This window comes from Pedobacter suwonensis (assembly GCF_900111825.1).
Taxonomy (GTDB): domain Bacteria; phylum Bacteroidota; class Bacteroidia; order Sphingobacteriales; family Sphingobacteriaceae; genus Pedobacter; species Pedobacter suwonensis.
Window position 1 is genome coordinate 60,376 of sequence record NZ_FOJM01000010.1, and the last position, 22,666, is coordinate 83,041.

The 22,666-nt window shown below is 38.6% G+C and carries 19 protein-coding genes; 8 read left to right on the forward strand and 11 right to left on the reverse strand.

Annotated elements, in window-relative coordinates; translation table 11 throughout:
• Position 1: 1 nt before the first annotated feature.
• From BM107_RS14005 to BM107_RS14045, 7 genes are all read left to right on the forward strand, one after another.
• Positions 2 to 856 (forward strand): type 1 glutamine amidotransferase, encoded by an 855-nt coding sequence (locus tag BM107_RS14005; RefSeq protein ID WP_090984350.1) that lies wholly within the window; start codon positions 2 to 4, stop codon positions 854 to 856.
• A 97-nt stretch (positions 857 to 953) separates the two neighbouring features.
• Positions 954 to 2,138 carry an ATP-grasp domain-containing protein gene (locus tag BM107_RS14010; RefSeq protein WP_090984352.1) on the forward strand — a complete coding sequence of 395 codons (1,185 nt, stop codon included), beginning with the start codon at positions 954 to 956 and terminating at the stop codon, positions 2,136 to 2,138.
• A gap of 787 nt (positions 2,139 to 2,925) precedes the next feature.
• Positions 2,926 to 3,084 (forward strand): FeoB-associated Cys-rich membrane protein, encoded by a 159-nt coding sequence (locus tag BM107_RS14025; RefSeq protein ID WP_090984358.1) that lies wholly within the window; start codon positions 2,926 to 2,928, stop codon positions 3,082 to 3,084.
• 12 nt (positions 3,085 to 3,096) lie between these two features.
• Positions 3,097 to 3,684 carry a Crp/Fnr family transcriptional regulator gene (locus BM107_RS14030; RefSeq protein ID WP_090984360.1) on the forward strand — a complete coding sequence of 196 codons (588 nt, stop codon included), beginning with the start codon at positions 3,097 to 3,099 and terminating at the stop codon, positions 3,682 to 3,684.
• Between the two features lie 189 nt (positions 3,685 to 3,873).
• A complete protein-coding gene (locus tag BM107_RS14035) occupies positions 3,874 to 4,404 on the forward strand; it encodes a YceI family protein (RefSeq protein WP_090984362.1) in 531 nt (176 codons plus the stop codon).
• Between the two features lie 74 nt (positions 4,405 to 4,478).
• Positions 4,479 to 5,348 (forward strand): pirin family protein, encoded by an 870-nt coding sequence (locus BM107_RS14040; protein WP_090984364.1) that lies wholly within the window; start codon positions 4,479 to 4,481, stop codon positions 5,346 to 5,348.
• Positions 5,349 to 5,630: 282 nt separating this feature from the next.
• Positions 5,631 to 9,035, forward strand: coding sequence for a trifunctional glycoside hydrolase family 18/polysaccharide deacetylase/glycosyltransferase family 2 protein (locus tag BM107_RS14045; protein ID WP_090984366.1), 3,405 nt, complete (start codon positions 5,631 to 5,633; stop codon positions 9,033 to 9,035).
• Positions 9,036 to 9,122: 87 nt separating this feature from the next.
• Here the strand turns inward: BM107_RS14045 and ispF are convergent, their stop codons facing one another.
• Both ispF and porV read right to left on the reverse strand, forming a co-directional pair.
• The gene (ispF, locus tag BM107_RS14050) at positions 9,123 to 9,599 is read right to left on the reverse strand and encodes a 2-C-methyl-D-erythritol 2,4-cyclodiphosphate synthase (RefSeq protein WP_090984368.1); all 477 of its coding nucleotides are present in this window, start codon (positions 9,597 to 9,599) and stop codon (positions 9,123 to 9,125) included.
• Positions 9,600 to 9,617: 18 nt separating this feature from the next.
• A complete protein-coding gene (gene porV / locus BM107_RS14055) occupies positions 9,618 to 10,808 on the reverse strand; it encodes a type IX secretion system outer membrane channel protein PorV (protein ID WP_090984370.1) in 1,191 nt (396 codons plus the stop codon).
• A 605-nt stretch (positions 10,809 to 11,413) separates the two neighbouring features.
• Between porV and BM107_RS14060 the strand changes: the two genes are divergently transcribed.
• Positions 11,414 to 13,084 carry an SUMF1/EgtB/PvdO family nonheme iron enzyme gene (locus BM107_RS14060; protein WP_166672341.1) on the forward strand — a complete coding sequence of 557 codons (1,671 nt, stop codon included), beginning with the start codon at positions 11,414 to 11,416 and terminating at the stop codon, positions 13,082 to 13,084.
• A gap of 220 nt (positions 13,085 to 13,304) precedes the next feature.
• Here the strand turns inward: BM107_RS14060 and BM107_RS14065 are convergent, their stop codons facing one another.
• From BM107_RS14065 to nuoL, 9 genes are all read right to left on the reverse strand, one after another.
• Positions 13,305 to 13,805, reverse strand: a complete 501-nt coding sequence (locus BM107_RS14065) for an acyl-CoA carboxylase biotin carboxyl carrier protein subunit (RefSeq protein ID WP_090984373.1) — start codon at positions 13,803 to 13,805, stop codon at positions 13,305 to 13,307.
• A 3-nt stretch (positions 13,806 to 13,808) separates the two neighbouring features.
• Positions 13,809 to 14,393, reverse strand: coding sequence for a DUF4159 domain-containing protein (locus BM107_RS14070; protein ID WP_208864387.1), 585 nt, complete (start codon positions 14,391 to 14,393; stop codon positions 13,809 to 13,811).
• 122 nt (positions 14,394 to 14,515) lie between these two features.
• On the reverse strand, positions 14,516 to 15,220 hold the full coding sequence (locus BM107_RS14075; RefSeq protein ID WP_090984377.1) for a 16S rRNA (uracil(1498)-N(3))-methyltransferase: 705 nt from the start codon (positions 15,218 to 15,220) through the stop codon (positions 14,516 to 14,518).
• Between the two features lie 8 nt (positions 15,221 to 15,228).
• A complete protein-coding gene (locus BM107_RS14080) occupies positions 15,229 to 16,653 on the reverse strand; it encodes a hemolysin family protein (RefSeq protein ID WP_090984379.1) in 1,425 nt (474 codons plus the stop codon).
• Complete coding sequence (locus tag BM107_RS14085; RefSeq protein WP_025146339.1) at positions 16,653 to 17,204, reverse strand: inorganic diphosphatase; 552 nt, start codon at positions 17,202 to 17,204, stop codon at positions 16,653 to 16,655. The genes BM107_RS14080 and BM107_RS14085 overlap by 1 nt, the downstream gene beginning before the upstream one ends.
• Before the next feature lie 2 nt (positions 17,205 to 17,206).
• Positions 17,207 to 17,866 carry a DedA family protein gene (locus BM107_RS14090; protein ID WP_090984381.1) on the reverse strand — a complete coding sequence of 220 codons (660 nt, stop codon included), beginning with the start codon at positions 17,864 to 17,866 and terminating at the stop codon, positions 17,207 to 17,209.
• A 47-nt stretch (positions 17,867 to 17,913) separates the two neighbouring features.
• Positions 17,914 to 19,284: an NADH-quinone oxidoreductase subunit N gene (locus tag BM107_RS14095; RefSeq protein ID WP_090984383.1), complete on the reverse strand. Its 1,371-nt coding sequence runs from the start codon at positions 19,282 to 19,284 to the stop codon at positions 17,914 to 17,916.
• A gap of 3 nt (positions 19,285 to 19,287) precedes the next feature.
• Positions 19,288 to 20,751 carry a complex I subunit 4 family protein gene (locus BM107_RS14100; protein ID WP_090984385.1) on the reverse strand — a complete coding sequence of 488 codons (1,464 nt, stop codon included), beginning with the start codon at positions 20,749 to 20,751 and terminating at the stop codon, positions 19,288 to 19,290.
• 19 nt (positions 20,752 to 20,770) lie between these two features.
• Positions 20,771 to 22,660 (reverse strand): NADH-quinone oxidoreductase subunit L, encoded by a 1,890-nt coding sequence (nuoL, locus tag BM107_RS14105; RefSeq protein ID WP_090984662.1) that lies wholly within the window; start codon positions 22,658 to 22,660, stop codon positions 20,771 to 20,773.
• Positions 22,661 to 22,666 lie beyond the last annotated feature (6 nt).

Here is a 22,666-nt window from a genome sequence, read left to right on the forward strand (position 1 = left end):
GATGGATAAAAGAAGCTTAAGAGTAGCCGTTATTGACATGAATAACGGTGCACCCAACCAGGGCATCCGGGGAATTCAGGAAATCTTATCCCGTTTTAAAAAGGATAACGATATTGATTTAAGTTTCGATATTTTTGATTTAAGGCAAAAAGGAGAGATACCAGGCATAGATTATGATGCTTATATTTCAAGCGGTGGCCCGGGCAGCCCAACCGAAAGCAAGGGTGAAAAATGGGAAAATGTTTTTTTTGATCTGCTCGACCAGATTGAGGCATTTAACCAGGCCCATGAAGAAAAAAAGAAATTTGCTTTTTTGATCTGCCACTCCTTTCAATTGGCTTGTAGAAAATATAACCTGGGCAACGTAACCGAAAGGCGCTCGAATGCTTTTGGTATTTTCCCGGTAACCTTAACTGAAGATGGAGAAAGAGACGAAGTTTTTAACGGCATTACAAACCCCTTTTTTTCGGTAGACAGCAGAGACTGGCAGGTTATAGAGCCAAATCTTGCCGCTTTTGAAAAAAAAGGCGCAAAATTGCTGGCCATTGAAAAAGAACGTAAACATGTCGACTTGGAGCGCTGCATGATGTCGATCCGCCTTTCTGATGAAATCATTGGTACGCAATTTCACCCAGAGGCTGATCCGGTGGGCATGAAAATGTACCTGCTACAAGAAGAAAAGAAAAAAGCCATTGTAGATATGCACGGCGAACAAAAGTATCTGGATATGTTGAACAGTCTGGATGATCCGGCGAGGATTGTATTAACGCAAAGTATTATCTTACCTAATTTTTTAAAAAAAGCCGTTGGGAATTTGCAAAAACAGCTGTCGTTGCGAACTGAAGAAATGGATTGAGCGCATGCGTGAAGCAATCTTTCTTTCACCAAATCGTCATTTCGACTGAAACGCAGTGAAATGGAGAAATCTATGAAATACGTGTAAATAAAAACCTATGATACCTGCCCAACGCCAAAAATACAATCAACAATTCACTAACGAGAAATACCAAAATTTCCTCACACAACTGCAAAGCAGTTATCCGGAAATTCCGTTTCGGGTAGCAGAAACGCCTCTTTTTGTTCCAAAATCTTTAAAAGAAAAGTTAATTGTGGCTGGTGAAGAAATCATAAAACTGATTAAGCAACCTAACTTTAAAGCACTTACGCAAAAGGCAATCCCATCCGAATGGAACGTACCTAATGAAAATGACCAGCCACATTTTTTAACTTTTGATTTCGGCATATGCAAAAATCAGGCTGGGGAACTTACGCCAATGTTGATCGAAATGCAAGGATTTCCTTCCCTGTATGGCTTTCAACATCACCTGGCAAAAACTTTTAAAAGTAGTTTTGACATTGATGATTCCGTGAACCATTTCTTAAACGGTTTTACTGAAGATAAATACATCGCCTTACTCAAAGAAGTTATTATTGGCCAGCACAAACCCGAAGAAGTGGCGCTAATGGATGTTGATGCCCCAAACCAGAAGACAGCCATTGATTTTTTTGTGACCCAAAAAATGCTTGGCATTAAAATTTTGGCATTGGAAGAAATTAAAAAAGAAGGCAAAAGGCTCTTTTACGAAGAAGATGGTAACAAAATCCAGTTAAAAAGAATTTATAACCGCCTGATCTTTGATGAAGTAGCCAATAACGCCGAAATCTTTAAAAACAGCTTCGATCCGCGTGAGGAACTCGAAGTGGAATGGGTAACGCATCCCAATTGGTTTTATCGGGTCAGTAAGTTCACCATGCCTTTCCTCAAAAGTGAGTTTGTACCCGAAACACGCTTTTTAAACAAAATAGAAAAACTACACGCCGATTTAGAAAACTATGTGCTGAAACCCTTATTTTCTTTCGCCGGCATGGGCGTTATTATTGATGTAACTGAAACGGACATTGCCAATATCAAGGATCCTGAAAACTGGATTTTACAGCGGAAAGTAAATTATGAGCCTGCGGTACAATCGCCGGATGGTGGTGTAAAAGCCGAAATCAGGATGATGTATTTGTGGCCGGATGGCGGTGAACCCCAGCTTTGCATTAACCTTGCCCGTCTTAGCCGCGGTAAAATGATCGGCGTGCGCTATAACGCCGATTTCGATTGGGTTGGCGGCACTGTCGGTTTCATGGAATAATTCTGCGTTTTAACCGCAAAGTGTGCAAAGAAAGACACAAAGAACACCTTAGCATGGCTACTATAAATCAGTATACACACAAAACCGTTCTTTGCTCTCTGTGAAAACTCCGTTTCCTCTGTGGTAAAAGCACAATAGCGCCCTTTGCGAAAACCTCTGCGTACTTTGCGGTTAATAATAAACCATGCATATACATAAAAACCGCTCTGTGTAAAACTCCGTTTCCTCTGTGGTAAAAACACAATAGCGCCCTTTGCGAAAAGCTTTGCCCACTTTGCGATTAATAATAAACCTTGCATAAAAATACATCTCTGCTCTCTGTGGAAAACTCCGTTCCCTTTGTGGTAAAAACACAATGGCGCTCTTCGCGAAAAGCTTTGCGTACTTTGCAGTTAATAATAAACCATGCATTACATAAAAACCGCTCTGTGTAAAACTCCGTTTCCTCTGTGGTAAAAGCACAATAGCGCTCTTCGCGAAAAGCTTTGCCCACTTTGCGGTTAATAATAAATCATGCATAAAAATACCTCTCTGCTCTTTGTGGAAAACTCCGTTCCCTTTGTGGTAAAAACACAATGGCGCTCTTCGCGAAAAGCTTTGCGTACTTTGCGGTCAATAATAAATCATGCATAAAAATACCTCTCTGTGTAAAACTCCGTTTCCTCTGTGGTAAAAACACAATAGCGCCCTTTGCGAAAACCTCTGCGTACTTTGCGGTTAGTAGCGGCATGACAATAATTTACATTCATCTGAATGCCATACTACTCAAAGACCTTATATTTGTATTATGGATATTCAAACGATTTTAGTCTTTTTACTTTTTGCGGTAGCATTAGTATATGTTGGCCGTTTGGTTTTTAAATCTTTGCATGTAAAAAAAGATGGATGTGGTGGTAATTGCAAATGTGGAGTAGATTTTTCTGATATTAAGCCCGTAAAAAAATAACACCTCACCTCTATGATTCGTCAGTTTCAAAAATACTTACAGGAAAAAATAGAAATAACTGATGAACAGTTCGAAAGCATATCGTCTGTTTTAAAAATTAAAAAATTCGAGAAAAACGAAATCGTTCAATATACAGGCGATAATTTTAAACATGGATATTTTGTAGGCAAAGGTTTATTACGTGCCTATTCAATTGATGCGAAAGGTAAAGAACACATCCTTCAGTTCGCACCCGAAAACTGGCTGGTATCAGACCGCAATAACATGAATAACGAGCCCTCTATATTTTTCATCGATGCCATAGAAGCAACTGAAGCCGTTTTAATGCCTAACAATTTCATGGAAGAAGCAGCCAGGCAAGTACCATGCTTGCAGCCCATGCAAATTAAACTACTGAATAATTCGATCCGCTTTATGCAGAAGCGCATTAATATGCTACTTAGCGCAACCGCTGAAGAAAGATACCTTGATTTTATTAAACTTTATCCTAACCTCACGCTCCGCGTACCACAGTGGATGATTGCATCTTATCTGGGCATTACCCCCGAATCATTAAGTCGCGTAAGGAAGGAACTGGCGAACAAACATTTCAGACCGTAGACAATTTTGAACGAGTGGATGGTGAATGAGTGAATGCTTTAATTAAATTTAGGCCGCTAACCCTTCAACATTATCTCCAATCCACCTATCATTTAATCATTTCCAATTACTTACCATACATCAATATGCAGTAAAAACCTATGTTATACTTTTGTGTTGTTAATATTAAAAACCTCAAAAACAAAAGATATGGCAACTACAAAATGGACATTAGATCCAACCCACAGCGAATTACAATTTAAAGTAAAACACTTAATGATTACTACTGTAACCGGTAGTTTAAAATCTTTCTCAGCAGAATTATTGTCTGAAGGTGATGAGTTCGAAAATGCGGAGATTTCTTTCAAAGGTGATATCGGTTCGCTTGATACCGGAAACACTGATCGCGACAACCATTTAAAAGGTGCTGATTTTTTCGACGCTGAAAAATTTGCCCACGTTGAATTTAAATCCAGTTCAGTAGAAAAAGATGGCAGCGATTATATCGTTAAAGGCGATTTAACTATTAAGGGCGAAACCAAACCCGTAAAATTAACTGCAGAATTTGGTGGCATTGCTACCGACCCATGGGGCAATACCAAAGCAGGTTTTACCTTAAGTGGAAAAATTAACCGCTCTGATTTTGGTTTAACCTGGAATGCAGCATTGGAAACCGGTGGTGTAATGGTAAGTGAAGAAGTGCGCATTTTAGGTGAATTACAGTTTGTGAAACAAGCATAATCTAGCATAGAGCAAAGCGCATGGGGCAGCTGATGCTCCTTGCGCTATGCACCATGCCTTAAATATTGAAGGTAATGGAAACAAAACAAATAGAAAAAGTACTCAAAGCTCCTGCGCCACACATGGTTGGTGATGGATTTAGGGTACACAATTTTTTTCCAGGCGGTTATCAGATCAATATGAGTCCTTTTTTCCTGATGGATTATGGCTCGAAGATCGAATTCTCGGCGAGGAAAGAACCACGGGGGGTTGGCGTTCATCCGCATCGTGGTTTCGAAACCGTAACAATTGCCTATCATGGTGCGGTTGCACATCATGATAGCTATGGAAACAGCGGGGTAATTTATCCCGGTGATGTACAATGGATGACTGCAGCAAGCGGTGTTTTACATAAAGAATACCACGAAACCAATTACAGCTTAACTGGTGGCCCATTTCAAATGGTTCAGCTCTGGGTTAACCTGCCCGCCAAAGACAAAATGGGGAAACCTGGTTATCAAGCCATTAAACAGGCAGACATGGCTCATTTTGACGTACCCGGAGATGGAGGAAAAATTGAAATTATAGCGGGCAATTATGAAGGTATAAAAGGAAATGCAACTACTTTTAGCCCGATAGAACTCTATAATGCCCGCTTAAATAAAGGTGGCCAGGCAACTTTTAATTTTCCCGGGCATTATAACACCGGATTCATGGTAATTGAAGGTTCGATTAAAATAAATGGATCGGAAACAGCTGCGGCAGATCATTTTGTCCACTTTGGCAACAAAGGCACAATGATTAAAATCGAAGCCCTGGAAAATAGTGTGATTTTAATATTGAGCGGAGCGCCCATAGACGAGCCTATTGCACAATATGGCCCATTTTTAATGAATACCGAGGCTGAGATTCATCAGGCCATTGAAGATTACAATCACGGTAAATTCGGTTATTTAGAGGATTAAGAAGTTTAAATAACTTATATTTTAAGCCGGCATTTTTTGATAAATATGCCGGCTTTTTGCTTTTATATTTTGACCTAATTCCTGCCGATCGAATTATCATCCCTGGTTAGCACTGCAATTTTATTAGGTTGCCAATCGGTGTTAAGTATTCATTTTTAGCTCATTAATAAAAATAGTATCTTAGGGAAAACTAACGATCTTATCTGAAAACGCTTCCCTTCAATCATTCATCCAATCTTCATATTCGTTAGTGACATTTGATTAATAAATCAGAAAAGAAAAATGTCCGGAAAACAAATATTTCAAACTGAGACTAAAACACGCTGGCACGCATTTACCTGGGTAAGCCGTACGTTTTTTGTAGTCTTCATTGTCGCAATCATTTGTGTTGTGTACACACTGTCTTCAGTACAGGCACCTAGTTTGCCATTTATCAATACGAATACACCTTTAACACAAAAACAGTTAGAGAGGTTAAAAAAATCACAACGGTATAAAGATTTTACCATCGAAAAATCAAAGTTGCAAAAAATCAAAAAAGACCGTGAACGCCGTATTTTAACCCATCATGGTAATAATAAGCGCATTAACATGGCTTTTTATGTCAGCTGGGCAGCAAGTAAAGAATCATCTATATCGGATTTAAAACGCAACATCAGCCACCTGGATATGGTTGCTACAGAATCGTTTTTTTTGAATGGCGATTCTATTGTAAACAAAGTTGATACTGCGGCTTTAAATGTGATACATGCCGGTAAAAAATCGGCTCTTGCAGTGGTTTCAAATTATAATAAAGACCATTGGGATGGTGCAGCGGTAAGAAGATTGTTAACTGATCAGCCGGCACAGCAAAAATTGATTTACGACCTCATCGCAATAACCAAAAAATACGGCTATAGTGGAATCAATATAGATTTTGAGGAACTCAACCTTCAAAATAGTGATAGTTTTAACGCCTTCATGAAGAATCTTTATACACAGTTTCACGCTGAAAAACTGATCGTATCTCAGGATATTTCACCAGAAAATGATGATTATAAGCCTGAAATTCTTCAAAAGTATAACGATTACCTTGTGTTAATGGCTTATGATCAGCATACCGAACAAAGTAACGCCGGTGATATTTCGCACCAGGAATGGGTAGAGGAAAAACTTGATGACATCTGCAATAAAGTTGATGCTGACAAAGTAATCCTTGCACTGGCTTGCTACGGTTACGATTGGCCAAAAAATAGCATTGGAGAACCGGTTACCTATGAGCAGGCAATGACAAGAGCGGTTACTTATAAAAGCAAGATAAACTACGATCCCGCTTCTGCCAATTTAAACTATACTTACAATGATGGAAGCGGAATTGAACACGAGGTGTATTTTACCGATGCAGCTACCTATTTTAATTTAATCCGCAAAGCTGATGACTGGGATATTGCCGGTGTAGCTTTATGGCGTTTAGGTTCGGAAGATAAACGTTTGTGGTCGTTTATTTCTAACGACTTAAGTTTGGATACGTTAAAGCAAAAACCATTCGACTTACGCAAAATTGCTTCGTTAAATATGGGGGGAATCTCCTATTTGGGCGATGGTGAAATATTAGACCTCATTTCTACTCCTAAACCAGGCAGCGTAAAATTCACTTTAAATAAAGAAGATTTCTCCATTGCCGATCAAAAATATACCAGGCTTCCAGAGCAATACGTGATTAAAAGGTTTGGAGAGGCCGATAAAAAAATTGCTTTAACTTTTGATGATGGCCCGGATCCTGTTTATACACCGCAGGTACTGGATATTTTGAAACGGGAAAAAGTACCTGGCTGTTTCTTTGTAGTCGGCGTTATGGCCGAAAAGAATATGGAGTTATTAAGGCAGGAATATAATGATGGTTACGAAATTGGAAACCATACCTTTTTCCATCCTGATATGTCGGCCATTGGCCCTAAAAGGGTGAAATTTGAATTGAATGCAACCCGCAGGCTAATTGAAGCCGTTACCGGACACAGTACCATTTTGTTCCGTGCACCATTTAATGCCGATGCCGAGCCACAGAACATTTCCGAAATTTTACCGGTTGCACAAAGCCGTAAAGAGAACTACATCAACATTGGAGAATATATCGATCCGGAAGATTGGGAGCCTGGCAAAACTGCCGATCAGATTTTTAATGAGGTGGTAAAACAGCAAAATAACGGCAATATCCTTTTACTGCACGATGCTGGCGGAAACCGCGAAGCTACCGTTGCAGCTTTACCGCGGATCATCAAATTTTTTAAGGCCAAAGGTTACACCTTTACTACCGTGGGCGATTTGATGGGCAAAAAAAGATCTGAGCTCATGCCCGCCGTAAAATCTACTGCAAACAGTGGTTTTTCAGGTTCAGGAGACTATTTTTTCATCAATTTTTTCTATTACGGCAACATCATTTTAAATATTATTTTTTCTGTTGCCATTGTACTGGCTATTTTAAGAACCCTATTTATAGCCTATTTAGCGATCAGACAGCGAAAAAGAGCAAAACGCAATACCGGTAAACTAGTACAGCATCCTTCAGAAAAAGTAAGCATTATTATTCCGGCCTACAATGAAGAAGTAACTGCAGTTCAAACCATCAATAGTTTGTTAAAAACTACCTACCCTGATTTTGAATTGATTTTTGTTGATGATGGATCAAAAGATAAAACCTTTCAAATGGTGAATGAACATTTTGGCAGCCATCCCCAGGTAAAGGTTTTCTGTAAAGAAAATGGTGGCAAAGCGTCTGCATTAAACTATGGCATTTCAAAAGCTAATGCTGAATTTGTAATTTGTATTGATGCTGATACCCAATTAAAAAATGATGCGGTGACCGAACTGATGCGCTATTTCTATAGCGATAAAATAGCAGCTGTAGCGGGAACCGTAAAAGTTGGAAATGCCAACAACATCATAACCAAATGGCAATCGATAGAGTACATCACGGCCCAAAACATGGACAGAAGGGCTTTCGATTTGCTAAATACGATTACCGTAGTGCCAGGAGCGATAGGAGCCTTTAGAAAAAAGGTGGTTTTAGAAATTGGTGGTTTTACTGTTGATACCCTTGCAGAGGATTGTGATTTAACCATGCGGATTTTAAGGGCCGGGTATAAAGTTAAAAACTGTGATGCAGCAATTGCCTATACAGAAGCTCCGGAAACGGTAAACATGCTGCTAAAACAACGTTTCCGCTGGAGTTTCGGAGTAATGCAAAGCTTCTGGAAAAACAGAAAAACATTGCTAAACAAAAAATACGGTTATTTTGGGATGGTAGGAATGCCAAATATCCTGATTTATCAAATCATTTTACCATTGTTTTCCCCACTTGCCGATCTCTTTATGCTTATTTCTTTAATTAGCGGTCTGTTTTCATTAAGCGCTATTAATAATTTAACACTAACCGGATTTTCAGGAATTTTAAGCCTTCATAACGGTTTTGGCCAGGTACTATTCTATTATATTATCTTCATCTTTGTGGATATGATTTTTGCAGCAATTGCTTTTAAGATGGAGAAAGAAAAGTACACCAATTTACTTTACATTTTCCTTCAGCGTTTTTTCTGGAGACAGTTGATGTATGTGGTATTATTCCGTTCGTTCAGAAAAGCGATTAAAGGTGAGTTGGAAACCTGGGGAACCATAAAAAGAACAGGGAATGTTAAGGAACAGGTAGCGTAACAAAATCCCGGTCTAAAAAGAAGTCAAGTTTTAATAGCTGGTGGGCTTTAAACTTGACTTCTTCAGTTATAACCAGAAAAGATTTTTTTACTTCTCAATTAAGCAAACGGCATAAGAAACAACGCCCTCTTCCCTACCAACAAAGCCCATTTGCTCATTGGTGGTTGCTTTTATGGAGATATCTTCCGTAGGAATTCCCGTTGCATCAGCAATGTTTTGTTGCATGGCGGGAATATGGGGGTTAATTTTTGGTGCTTCTAAACAAAGCATGGCATCGATATTTCCGATACGCCAGCCTTTTTCAGACAGTAGTTTAACGGTTTCTTTAAGCAGGATTAAACTGCTGATGCCTTTCCATCTCTCATCTGTGTTCTTAAAATGAAAACCAATATCACGAAGGTTAGCGGCCCCTAAAAGCGCATCGCAAATGGCATGAAGTAAAACATCTGCATCCGAATGTCCAAAAGCACCCTTATGGTGATCTAAGGTAACACCACCAACAACAAAGGGATGTTGATCTTTTAACTGATGTACATCAAATCCGAAACCTACTCTAATTTTCATGTTTATTTTGCTTTAATCTTATTTATCTTTTGCTTTATTTTTGCCAAAGTTAAACAATAGACCAAAACGTAGGGTATTTGCAAGCGGACTAGTCTGTGCATTTGCAATTAAATAAGAGAAATCGATATTAAAAACATTGTATTTTAACCCCAGCCCTAAGGTAAAATACCGGCTGTCACCTTTCATCGGGCTCTGATAGTTATAACCTGCCCTAACCGCAAACTGTTGATTATACCAGTATTCGAGACCTGTCGAAATCCCCACTTCCTTTAATTCTTCACTAAAACCACCTGGTGCATCGCTAAATGAACCAAAAATTCCGGCAGGTACCGAGCGGTTTGGATCTTTTCCGCTTACAATGTTGTTGTTTGAATCGTATATAGGTTGTGTGGGTACCAGTAATTTGTTAAAATCAAGCGCAAAGGTTAGCGTACTAAAATCATCTACCGTAAATGTAGATGCGCCACCAATTTTAAAATTAGTAGGTAAAAAGAAATTTTCTCCGCCATCTGAATAACTCATCTTTGTTCCGATATTGGATATATTGGCTCCGGCAGAAAGCACGGCCTGCCTCCCAAATAATATGGTAGCTGTTTTATATAAGCCAGAAACATCAACTGCTATAGCATTCCCACTGCGCACCTGTCCGGAAGAAGAAAACTGACCGGAAGCCAAATTCGAGTAAATATACCTTAACGAAGTTCCCAGCGAAAACTCCTTACCAAAATTACGCGCGAAAGAAACATCAAAAGCGAGTTCGTTAGGATTGGCGATCCCAAGATCCTGTTGGTTAATATCGGTAAGCTGAATAGATCCCAAAGAAAAATATCTTAAAGATGCACCAATGGTATTGCGATCGTCAAGCTTGTAAAAGCCGCTTAAATAAGCAAGATTAATATCTGGCACCAAACTTTTTAACCATGGGCTGTAAGACACAGCAAATCCGTAAGGTTTATCCAGAAAAGCAAGTTTAGAAGCATTGATACTGGATGAATTTACATCACCTGCTACGGCTACGCCGGCATTACCCATTGCACCAGCACGGGCATCGGGAGTAATGAGCAGAAATGGAACTGCTGTTACAATGTTGTTTGCTTCACTACCGTTTGTTTGGGTATTACCTATGGTTACCTGAGCATTTGTTTTACCAAACACCAATGCCATTGAGAGTGCAGAAAAAGCAAGTTTACTAATGTACTTGAAATTCATCCTTTTAAAGGTACGTAATTTTAGATTTTGGTATTGAATAATCACTGGAGAATATATCAGTAACGTAAAACCAAAACTTATATTTCACCAAAATACGAATTCTATCATTATTTACTAATTAAACATACGATTTTTACATATGGGTGGTAGTCATTAAACTGTAAGTATAAAACCAATAAGCACTTAGCAAAATGACAAGTTATCAGTCGTTTCAAAGAATATCCTCATCAAACCGGCTTTACAGCTGAAAAGTCAAAAACTAAATATGGCTTATTTCAGTATGTATTTAAACATTAATTTATTTGTGATGTTTATCATAAGTTGCTTCAATCGTATCTTGTATTCGTGATCAATATATAATATGATAAACTTTATACAACTTATAAAAGCCTGCGAAGTGACCAGCCAATAATTTTATCTTGCTTATTTATAATTATTTAACGTTAATTTCGTTTAAAAGAAATACATAGCCATAAATTTAAAGTAACGCGTTATTCGATCAAAAAACATTAGCTATTTTTATTCCTACATTATTTATATATTCAGTTAAAATTTGTTTAATTTTATCGGTTAAAAGGCCATTAGGTTATATCCAGTCGCTTCTTATGAAAAAACTAATACTATATTCTTTTACCTGTTTGTCATTAGCCGTCGTCCTTTCGGGTTGTAGCTCAAAAAGTGCGAGTTCCAGCAAAACAGGCATTCCTTATGCAAATAGGAAAAGCAAAAACAACCAATCTGGTGCTTTTGCAGTAGCTACCCAATATAAAAGGGCACCAGGCCCTGGTTTAATTCCGATTGAGGGCGGGGTTTTAGTTGTTGGCGGTAGTGCCATTGAAGTACCAGGTGTTGAGCCCAATATTTATAATTATAAAAGACAGGTAACCGTACCATCTTTTTATATGGATGAAACTGAGGTATCAAATACCGACTGGTTAGAATACCTTCACTGGATCAGGTACAATTATCCTGAAGATCAAGAGTATTATTATAATGAGCTTCCTGACACCTTAGTTTGGCGCCAGGCATTATCTTATAATGAACCTTATGTAGATAACTATTTAAGACACCCTGCTTACCGTGATTATCCTGTAGTGGGTGTTTCCTGGGAACAGGCTTCACGTTATTGTGAATGGAGAACTTCAAGAGCGAACGAATTTATTTTACGTGAAAAAGGAATCTTAACTGATTATAAAACGCTTGCCGGCAACGGAAAAGCTAAAGCTGGCGACCCTGCAACACCCAGACCCGATAAACCTTTCAATACAGATGCCTATTTAAATGGCCAGTATGATGATAAAGGCAGAAATGCGTTTATTGATTATAATACTAAAGCTGGTGCTGCCACAACCACAGCTGGTGGAACGGCAGGAGGTACAGGTAAAAATAACCAGCCAAGGAGAACTGCTACCTTAGAAGATGGGGTAATTATGCAGCCGTACCGCCTACCAACTGAGGCTGAGTGGGAATATGCTGCTTTGGGTTTGATCGGTAATACGGAATATGAGAATATCAATCAGAATAAAATTTACCCATGGAATGGCTTAGGTGTTAGTTCTGCCAAAAAGAAAACCAGAGGTATGATTCAGGCGAACTTTAAAAGAGCGCCTGGAGATTATATGGGGGTTGGCGGTTCATTGAACGATAAAGGAGATTTAACAGTTCCGGTTATTCAATACGCGCCAAACGACTTCGGCTTATATAATATGGCAGGAAACGTAAACGAGTGGGTAAATGATGTTTACAGAACCGGTACTTTTACTGATGCTGACGCATTTAACCCTTACCGTGGTAACTATTTTACCAACAAAAAGTTAGCAGACCCACAAAGTGGAAAAATTGCGTTGGATAAATATGGTAATCCGATTAAAGAAAATGCCTATTCCGGAAGAAAACAAACCTGGGCCGAAAAACAGGCACAAGCGAAACGTGCTGATTCGATTTCCAAATCGACTGATCCACAATCGCCGGTAGCTTCAACCAGTTATCAGGCCGATCAAAGAGGCTATCGCGACAGACAAAATACGTTGTTAAATGAGGAAGGTGTAACACTGGTAAACGATAAATCAAGAGTGTATAAAGGTGGTTCATGGAATGATATGGCTTACTGGTTAAACCCTGCAACGCGTCGTTTTATGCAACAAGATGAATCATCGGCTGAAGTAGGTTTCCGTTGTGCCATGACCATGCTGGGTGCACCAGAAATTAGTACTGCAGGGAAGAGAAGTTTCAAAAACCCTCCACAAAAGCCTTACAGGGTGAGTAGAGGTAGATAAAAAAGAAAAGTCCCGACACCAGATCGGGACTTTTTTATGGGGCATATTTTTTAGACAAGTCATTAACTGCCGTAATTGGCCTTTCGATTGAAACTCAGTGAAATGGAGAGATCTATCTACTCAAGAGAAACGGCCCTGAAATAAATTACCTTCGGTTAGCTCGCTAATGCTCGGTTCAGGGTGACGACACCAACAAATAGCTTAGCGTGAACGAGCCTAACTATTTAAACTGTACCAAAATCTGATTTTTTTCTACTTTATCCCCCTGCTTAATCAGGATCTTTTTAAGCACCCCATCGGTTGATGATTTTAAAATGTTCTCCATTTTCATCGCTTCCAACACCAGAAGGTTATCTCCTTTTTTAACCTCGGCATTTTCGTTAACCAAAACCTTTAATACTAAACCAGGCATAGGAGCCTTAATCTCAGAAACTTTATTAGTGGTCAAATTATCCAGACCAAGTTGCTTTAGTAAAACATCAAACTGATCTTCAATAACGATCTGATAAATATTTCCATTTACCTTTATTTTACAGGTTTTTTCACTTTTGTTGATGTCAACAAGTTCCGTACTGAAAGACCTGTTTTGGTATAACACGTGTGTATTGCCCTGGCCGATTGTACTTAGATCGAGCTGAATCTGCTCTCCATTCACTAAAAAAGATGAATCCTTGTTCTCAACCTCAAATAAAAACTGATCGTTTACTTTTACTTTATACATGGCTTATTGTGTTAAAGCATACTGCACCAAATTTGCACCCATTTTTAACGCTTTGGTTCGTGTTTCCTGCGTATCTTCAGGATAAGTACCAAAGTCTTCCCAGCCGTTCCCTAAATCGCATTCATAGGTATAATAACAAACTATCCTACCCTTGTAAATTAGAGCAAATCCTTGAGGGCGTTTATTATCGTGCTCATGGATTTTGGGTAAGCCTCCGGAAAATTTAAACTTTTGATTATAAATAGCATGGTTAGCTGGCAACTCTACAAAATTAAGTTCAGGAAATACCCTTTTCATTTGCGGCCTTATAAATTTATCCAGGCCATAATTATCGTCTATATGAAGAAACCCGCCACCTGTAAGGTATTGCCTCAAGTTTCTGATTTCCTGATCGCTGAAAACAACATTCCCATGTCCGGTCATGTAAATAAACGGATAATTGAAAATCTCTCTCGATCCTGCTTCTACTATACTTTCTTCAGGATGAAAGTTAGTTTTCAAATTGGCATTACAATAGGCAATTAAATTGGGTAAAGCTGTTCTGTCTGCATACCAATCGCCACCGCCATTATACTTTAATTTAGCCATACGGTAAGTGGGCGGAATAAAAGCAGTAAGGCCTAAGCTTATGGCTAAAAGACTAAAGCTTAAAGTTAAAAACTTTACACCTTTTGAAAACTGAAAATTGAAAACTGAAAACTTCAAACTGACTATCGGTTAAGGTAATTGATTTCAAAACAAACAGATAAAGCGGCAGTTTCTGTGCGCAACCTGTTATCACCTAAAGTTAATGCTTTAAAGCCTTTGTTCAAAGCTAAATCAACTTCATTTGGTGTGAAATCCCCTTCAGGACCAATAAGAATTAAATACTTTTGATGCGGTGCAACCAGTTTGGATATATATTGTTTTTCTCCCTTATCGATACAATGCGCAATTAACCTATGGCCATCAAAAGGTTCCCTTAAAAAAGCTTCAAAAGAGATGGCATCATTTAATTTAGGATGATAAGCTTTAATAGATTGTTTTACGGCAGATGTAATGACTTTATTAAGCCGATCTTCCTTAACTACCCTTCGCTCCGACCGATCAGTGATAACAGGTGTAATTTCATCAATACCCAACTCTGTAGCTTTTTCTAAAAACCATTCTATCCGATCGATATTTTTCGTTGGTGCGACAGCTATATGCAAATAATGATTTCTTTTATGAAATTCCGTTTCTACCTTTAAAACAGACAAAGAAACCTTCTTGGGATTATCGGAGGTAATTTCAGCAGTATAAAAGCCACCTTTCCCGTCTACTAAATTAACAATATCTCCGATAGTTAGCCTAAGCACCCTAACACAGTGTTTGCTCTCTTCCTCGTTTAGTGTATAAGAATTTTGGGTGATATCCGGTGTATAAAAAATATGCATTGTTGAAATTAATGATTATCAACCATATCTTCTTTATTGATTACCAGTTCTAATTTAATGGTTTCGATATTTTGCTCTGTCTTTTTTAAGATGGTAAACAGGTAACCATATGATTCGTTGCTTTCACCCACTTCCGGAATACGTTCAAAAATATGGGAAACCAATCCGCCAATAGTATCGAAATCTTCATCCTCTGGCAAATCGTGAGGTAGATATTCGTTCACATCATACACAGTGGCAAATGCATTTACGATAAATTCATTATCAGAAACCTTTTCTACCAATGGTTTTTCTTCATCGTATTCGTCTTGTATTTCTCCTACCAGCTCTTCTACAATATCCTCTAAGGTAACCATACCCGCTGTACCTCCAAACTCATCTAATACAATCGCAATCTGTATGCGATTACTTTGCAGCTCGCTCATCAGATCGTTAATTTTTTTGGTTTCGGTAACGAAATATGGTTTTCTGATGATATCTTTTAATGTCCAGTGCTGGTTACCGGCTGCAACTAAAGGTAAAATATCTTTAGCATGGATAATTCCAACAATCTTATCCATAATATCATCGTAAACAGGCAAACGCGAATATCCTTCCTTAATAATCGTATCTATCACTTCTTCTTTTGGAGAAGTTAGCTCAATACCAGAAATTTTCGTTCGTGGCACCATGATATTCTTTACCACACGCTCATTAAAATCAAATACATTTTTAATCAGCTCGTGCTCGTTATTATCCAATGCACCGCTTTCTTTGCCCTGATCAAGCAGATACTGTAACTCTTCGGTACTGTGGATTGACTCGTGACCAGCAGATGTGTCAATGCCAAATGGTTTAAGAATAATGGCAGCAAGACTGTTCAGTGTCCAAATGAATGGTTTAAATACTACGTAAAATAGTTGCAACGGTACAGAAACGAAAAGCGTTGTGGCTACAGGCCTTTGGATAGCGAAAGATTTCGGTGCCAATTCTCCAAAGACAATATGCATGATTGTGATGAGCGAAAAGGCTACAATTGTAGATGCTGTGTGAATCGAAGCATCGCTTAAACCCCATTCTAAACTATCGAAGAGATTCTTAAAAATGGTATGCATAACGCCTTCACCTACCCAACCTAAGCCAAGTGATGCAAGCGTTATGCCTAGCTGTGTGGCGGCTAAATATCCGTCGAGATTATGGATAATCCCTTTGGCCATTTTGCCAACCCGACTGCCTGTTTTTGCTTTAATTTCAATCTGTGATGCCCTAACCTTTACAATTGCAAACTCTGCTGCAACAAAAAATCCGTTAAGTAACACCAAAAATAACGCTAGGAATAATCTCCAGCCAACAGCAGTGGTATCGGTTTCCTGTACCGCAGCCAAAACTCCGTTTGTAGGCAGGATTGCACTAAGCTCTAAATTTAAAAACAAACAGACCGTGGGTAAATCCATTATGCTAATTCTCTAAATGTTGTGTTATAAAGTTCTATGCTTTCTTTTATTACTTTATGCGCATAGCGAACACCAAGTAAATGTTCGATAGTTACATTTTTATCTTCTAATGCTTTATAATCCTGAAAGAAACGAACAATTTCTTTCATCTGGTGTGGCGGCAACTCATCTAAATCGTTGATATAGTTTACCGACATATCGTGAGCAGCGACAGCTATGATTTTATCATCCTGCTCACCATTATCTACCATATGCATTACACCAACTACTTTCGCCTCAATCAATGTCATTGGATACACATCTACTGAACAAAGTACCAAAATATCTAATGGATCTTTATCATCGCAATAGGTTTGCGGGATAAAACCATAGTTTGCGGGATACATAACAGATGAAAAAAGAACTCTATCTAACTTAATCAAGCCAGATTCTTTATCTATTTCATATTTCGCTTTTGAGCCCTTAGGAATTTCAATAATTGCGTTTACAATTTCTGGAACATTGTGTCCAGGAGATACGCTATGCCACGCGTGATGATCGTCTTTTGCCATTTTTAATTTAAATCTGTTTTATCCTCTTCAGTGCCACTCACTACTTTACTTTTTACAAAGGTAATTAATAATGGAATAGTTGTAATAAGGATAAAGCCAATAATAATATATAATAAATAATCGTTGATTTCTTTTTCAAATCTTCTGCCTAAAAAATAACCGAGCAAAGTTAAGGAACAGATCCAAAGTACGGCACCCAATATATTATATAAAGCAAATTTTTTAAAATCCAGTTTCACAACTCCTGCAAAAATCGGTGCAAAAGTTCTAACAATAGGTACAAATCTGCCCATTATTAACGCAAAGGCACCTTGTTTCTGATAATATTCCTTTGCGGCTTTTAAATATCTCTTTTTAAAAAAGAAACTGTCTTTTCTGGTATACAATACCGGACCAGTTTTACGTCCGAACCAATAACCTGTAAAATTTCCGGAAATGGCTGCTACGCATAACCCAGCCAGGAGTACTGCAATGTTTACATCCAGCTTGCCGGTCGCCACAAACATTCCTGCCAAAAACAATAAATAATCACCAGGAAGGAAAAAGCCGAAAAACAGCCCTGTTTCTGCATAGATAACGAATACAACTAAATAGAATCCGCCCTCCCTCAATAATTTCTCGGGATCAAGTAGCTGATGCAGGTTATTCCAAAAATCGTGCATATTCAATTATTCGTAAAACTACAAATAATTATTAAACTACAACATACCTATATGAGGTTTAAAATAATTGCAGGATAAATACCCAATACCAATGTTATTGCTACAGAAACCAACAAAACCACTTTATATTGAGAAGGTGTTGAAAGCTCTGTCTCGGCACCATCTTTAAACCACATGGCTACAATCACCCTAAAATAATAATAGAAACCAACCAGTGCATTTAAAATCGCAAATGCCACAAGCAGGGTTTTATACTCTGTCATTACATTCAGGAACATTAGGTACTTTCCAATAAAACCCGCTGTCAGCGGAATACCAGCCAATGAAAGCATGGCTATGGTTAAACACAATGCAACTAACGGATTCCGTTTTGCCAGGCCATTAAAGCTCTCGAAGCTATCGCTACCTGTTTTTTGTTTAACCAAAATTAATACGGCAAAGGCGATAATTGATGCAAAAGTATAAGCCGCTGCATAAACCAGCACATTATTTCCTGAGTTTTTGGTTAGTACAATTAACGAGAACAATAAATAACCTGCATGCGAAATACTTGAATATGCCAGCATACGCTTGAAGTTCTTCTGGAACAGCGCCGTTACATTGCCTATGAATAAAGTTAAACAAACGATTACCATCAATGGCGCAACCCAAAACTCGTGGAGTGGGGCAAAAGCATCAGCAAATAACCTTAAGAATGCCGCGAAACCTGCAGTTTTAACCACTGTACTCATAAAAGTGGTAATTAACGATGGCGCACCTTCATATACATCTGGGGTCCAGAAGTGGAACGGAGCAGCACCAACCTTAAAACTCAAGCCAATCATCATCAGAATTACCCCAGGATAAAATATGGGTGAAACTGCCTGATTATTGACCAGGTAAGCCTGTATTTTATCTAAATCAAAAGAGCCTGTTGCACCATAAATTAAGGTTATTCCGAATAACAGAAAACCGGTTGAGAAAGCCCCCATTAGGAAATATTTTAATGAAGCTTCGTTAGAGGCAAAATCCGTTTTACGGATACCCGCCAAAATGTATAAACTCACAGCCATGATTTCCAGGCCTACAAACAGCATGGCCATATTTTTATACGATACCATCATGATCATACCCGCTAGTGCGAAAAGAATCAAGGTATAATACTCGGCTATGTTATCGCTTTTGGCGTGGAAATAGTTCTGTGTCAACAAGAAGATTAAGAGTGTACCGACAATACATATTCCTGAAAATGCCAGTGCAAAGTTATCTGTCTGCATCATTCCGAAATGAACAGCATTACCATTCCATGCAGAAAAAGTAAATCCCAATGCAGTAAGTAAGCCAACAACGGTAAGTGGTAGTAATGCTTTTTTTGCCTTAAACAAACCTGCATAAAGCACTACAAAAGCTGTTATACTAATGGTTATAATAATATTCATTGCTTAATTTACTGTGTTTAATTTTTGATTTACCTGTTCTAATAAATGTTGTACAGATGCCTCTGTTAAATGCAAAACCGGTTTTGGATAAACACCCAGAACAATAATTAATGCACATATGGTATAAAGAACCAATTTTTCGGTTCCTTTGATATCGGTAAAAGTGATGGTTAAGCTATTGGTTTGTCCCAACATGACGTTCTGATACATGCGCAACATGTAAACCGCACCAAAGATAATGGTTAAACCGGCAATGGCAGCAGCCCAGATACCGTAGTTGTAAACACCCATCAACAATAAAAACTCACCAATAAATCCATTCGTTCCTGGTAAAGCCACTGTTCCCAACACGATAATTAAGAATGCAATTGACAACTGAGGTGCTACTTTGGCAATTCCGCCCAACTCTTCAATTTTATTGGTTTTAACACGCGAGAAGATGATATCTAAAACAAAAAATAAACCAACAACATTAATACCATGGCTCAACATCTGCACCATTGCACCTTGCATACCTTGCTGGTTAAAAGCAAAGATCCCTGCTGATATTAATCCAACGTGAGCGATAGATGAATAGGCAACTAAACGTTTAGCATCTTTTTGGGTAAAAGCAATCAGCGAAGCATAAACAATACCGATGATTGATAAAACAATAGCCAACTGTCCCCAATCATGAACACCTGCCGGAACAATTGGCAATAACCATCTGATTACACCATAAATACCCATCTTTAGCATAATACCTGATAACAACATGGTTCCTTGTGCAGGTGCTGCAGTATAGGTATCAGGCTGCCAGGTATGGAAAGGGAAAACCGGCATCTTGATCGCAAAAGCGATGAAAAAAGCCCAGAAAACCCATCCCTGTTGTGCACTGTCTAAGTTTAAAGCATAAAAGGCCTGAATGTTAAAATTGTGCGCAGGGTTTTGAAGATAGAGATAAATAATCCCCATCAACATAAACAATGAACCAGCAATGGTATACACAAAAAACTTCATGTTGATCCGGATGCGGTCTTTTCCGCCCCAAATGGCACAGATAAAGTAGATCGGAATTAATGCCGCTTCCCATCCGATATAAAACAAGAAAGCATCTAATGCGGTAAATACCAATAATAAACCCGTTTGCATGAATAAAATCAATGCATAAAATGCAGCCGGACTTTTATATTGATGGTTGTAGCTTGATAAAATGATGATCGGTACCAGTAAATTGGTAAGCAATACCACCAGCAGGCTGATGCCATCAATACCTGCATGGAAATTAATCCCCAGATCAGCAATCCATGGCAGGTTAACCTCAAACTGGGTACTTGCATCCGGAATGAAATTGCAGGCGATAACCAAAGCCAGCACTAAAGAAGCTACCGAAAATACGGTAGAAACGATTTTTGCCGACTTACCAGCAAGTGCCGTAATAATTGCACCTGCAAGCGGTAGAAATATAAGTAGTAAAAGTTGTTCCATTATTTATTTTGAACCCTTTTTATATGTAGAAAAATGTATACAATAGCAATGCGATGATACCAAATACCATCATAAATATATAGAAACCTACGTTTCCACTTTGCAATAAACGAATACCTTTACTGGCCTCATTAGTGCTCCATCCCAATCCATTTACAATTCCATCAATAAATTTATTGTCGATAATCCTGTAAAAGAATCTTGATAGGGCATCCAACGGTTTGGTAATGATGAAATCATAAATCTCATCTAAATAAAATTTGTTGTAGGATAGTTTTGCCAATGCTGAACGCGGTGCTTCATCAGCAACAGGAACCCGGGCTCCTTTAACATACCTGGTATAAGCATACAATAAAGCTATTACAGCTGCCGCAACCGAAACAGCCATTAATGAGTATTCAGTAGAGTAACTTAGCTCCAATTCATGCTGTGCAACACCTGCTCCTGATAACCAATGGGCCAACCATTCGTTACCACCAAAAACGTGAGGAAGATTAATTGCTCCACCAATTGCAGCAAGAACAGCTAAAATAATCAGAGGTAAAGTCATCGCTGCTGGCGATTCGTGTACGTGGCTTTCTTCATGATGTGTTCCGCGGTATTTTCCAGAGAAAGTCAGGAACATCATTCTGAACATATAGAACGCCGTTAAAAACGCGGTTAAAACCCCAATTCCCCAAAGTATCGGACTAGCCTGGAAAGCATGTGCCAAAATTTCATCTTTAGAGAAGAAACCCGAGAATGGCGGTAAACCTGCAATGGCAATCGTACCGATCATCATGGTTAAAAAAGTAACCGGAAGTTTCTTTCTCAATCCGCCCATATGGCGCATATCTTGTTCGTGATGCATGGCATGAATTACAGAACCTGCACCCAAGAATAATAATGCTTTAAAGAATGCGTGGGTTAATACGTGAAAGAATGAACCGGTATACGCACCAACGCCTAAACCTAAAAACATATATCCCAGTTGTGATACGGTCGAATAAGCCAATACCTTTTTAATATCCGTTTGTGTTAATGCAATGATAGCGGCTACTAAAGCTGTTGCTGCACCTATAATGGCAATAATGTGCTGGGTAAGCGGTGCCAGATCAAATAATACACTAGAACGTGCAATCATATAAATACCTGCCGTTACCATTGTTGCAGCATGGATTAACGCTGAAACCGGTGTTGGTCCGGCCATTGCATCTGGTAACCAGGTAAACAAGGGCAATTGAGCTGATTTACCACAAGCACCGATAAATAATAAAATGGTGATTAAAACCAAGATATCTGTACTTCCACTAGCCGCCTGAGGGAAAACTTTAGCAAATTCTACACTGCCAAAAGTATTGAAGATTAAGAATACACCTAACAAAAAGCCCAAATCGCCGATGCGGTTCATTACAAAAGCTTTTTTAGCTGCTGATGCATAAGCACTATTGGTGTACCAGAAGCCGATTAGCAGGTAAGAGCATAAACCTACACCCTCCCAACCGATAAACATCACAATGTAGTTTGAACCCAATACCAATAACAGCATGAAGAACACAAACAAATTTAGGTAAGCAAAAAACTTACCGAAACCAGCATCACCGTGCATATAACTGGTTGAATATAGATGGATCAGGAAACCAATTCCGGTGATGATCAAAAGCATGATAGCGCTTAAAGGATCTACCAGAAAAGATAAAGGAATGTGCAATGCACCTGCACTGATCCAATCGAATAAAAGTACTTCGTGAGATTTTTGTGTATCGCCTTGTAAACTAAAGAAAATAACTAAGCTGATTACAAAAGAGGCTAGGATTACCCCACTTCCGATGATGCCAACAAGTCCTTTAGATAAAGAGTTTCTGCCCAGCCCATTAATTACAAAACCTAAAAAAGGTAGTAACGGAACCAACCAAATCAATTGTTCTATTGTCAT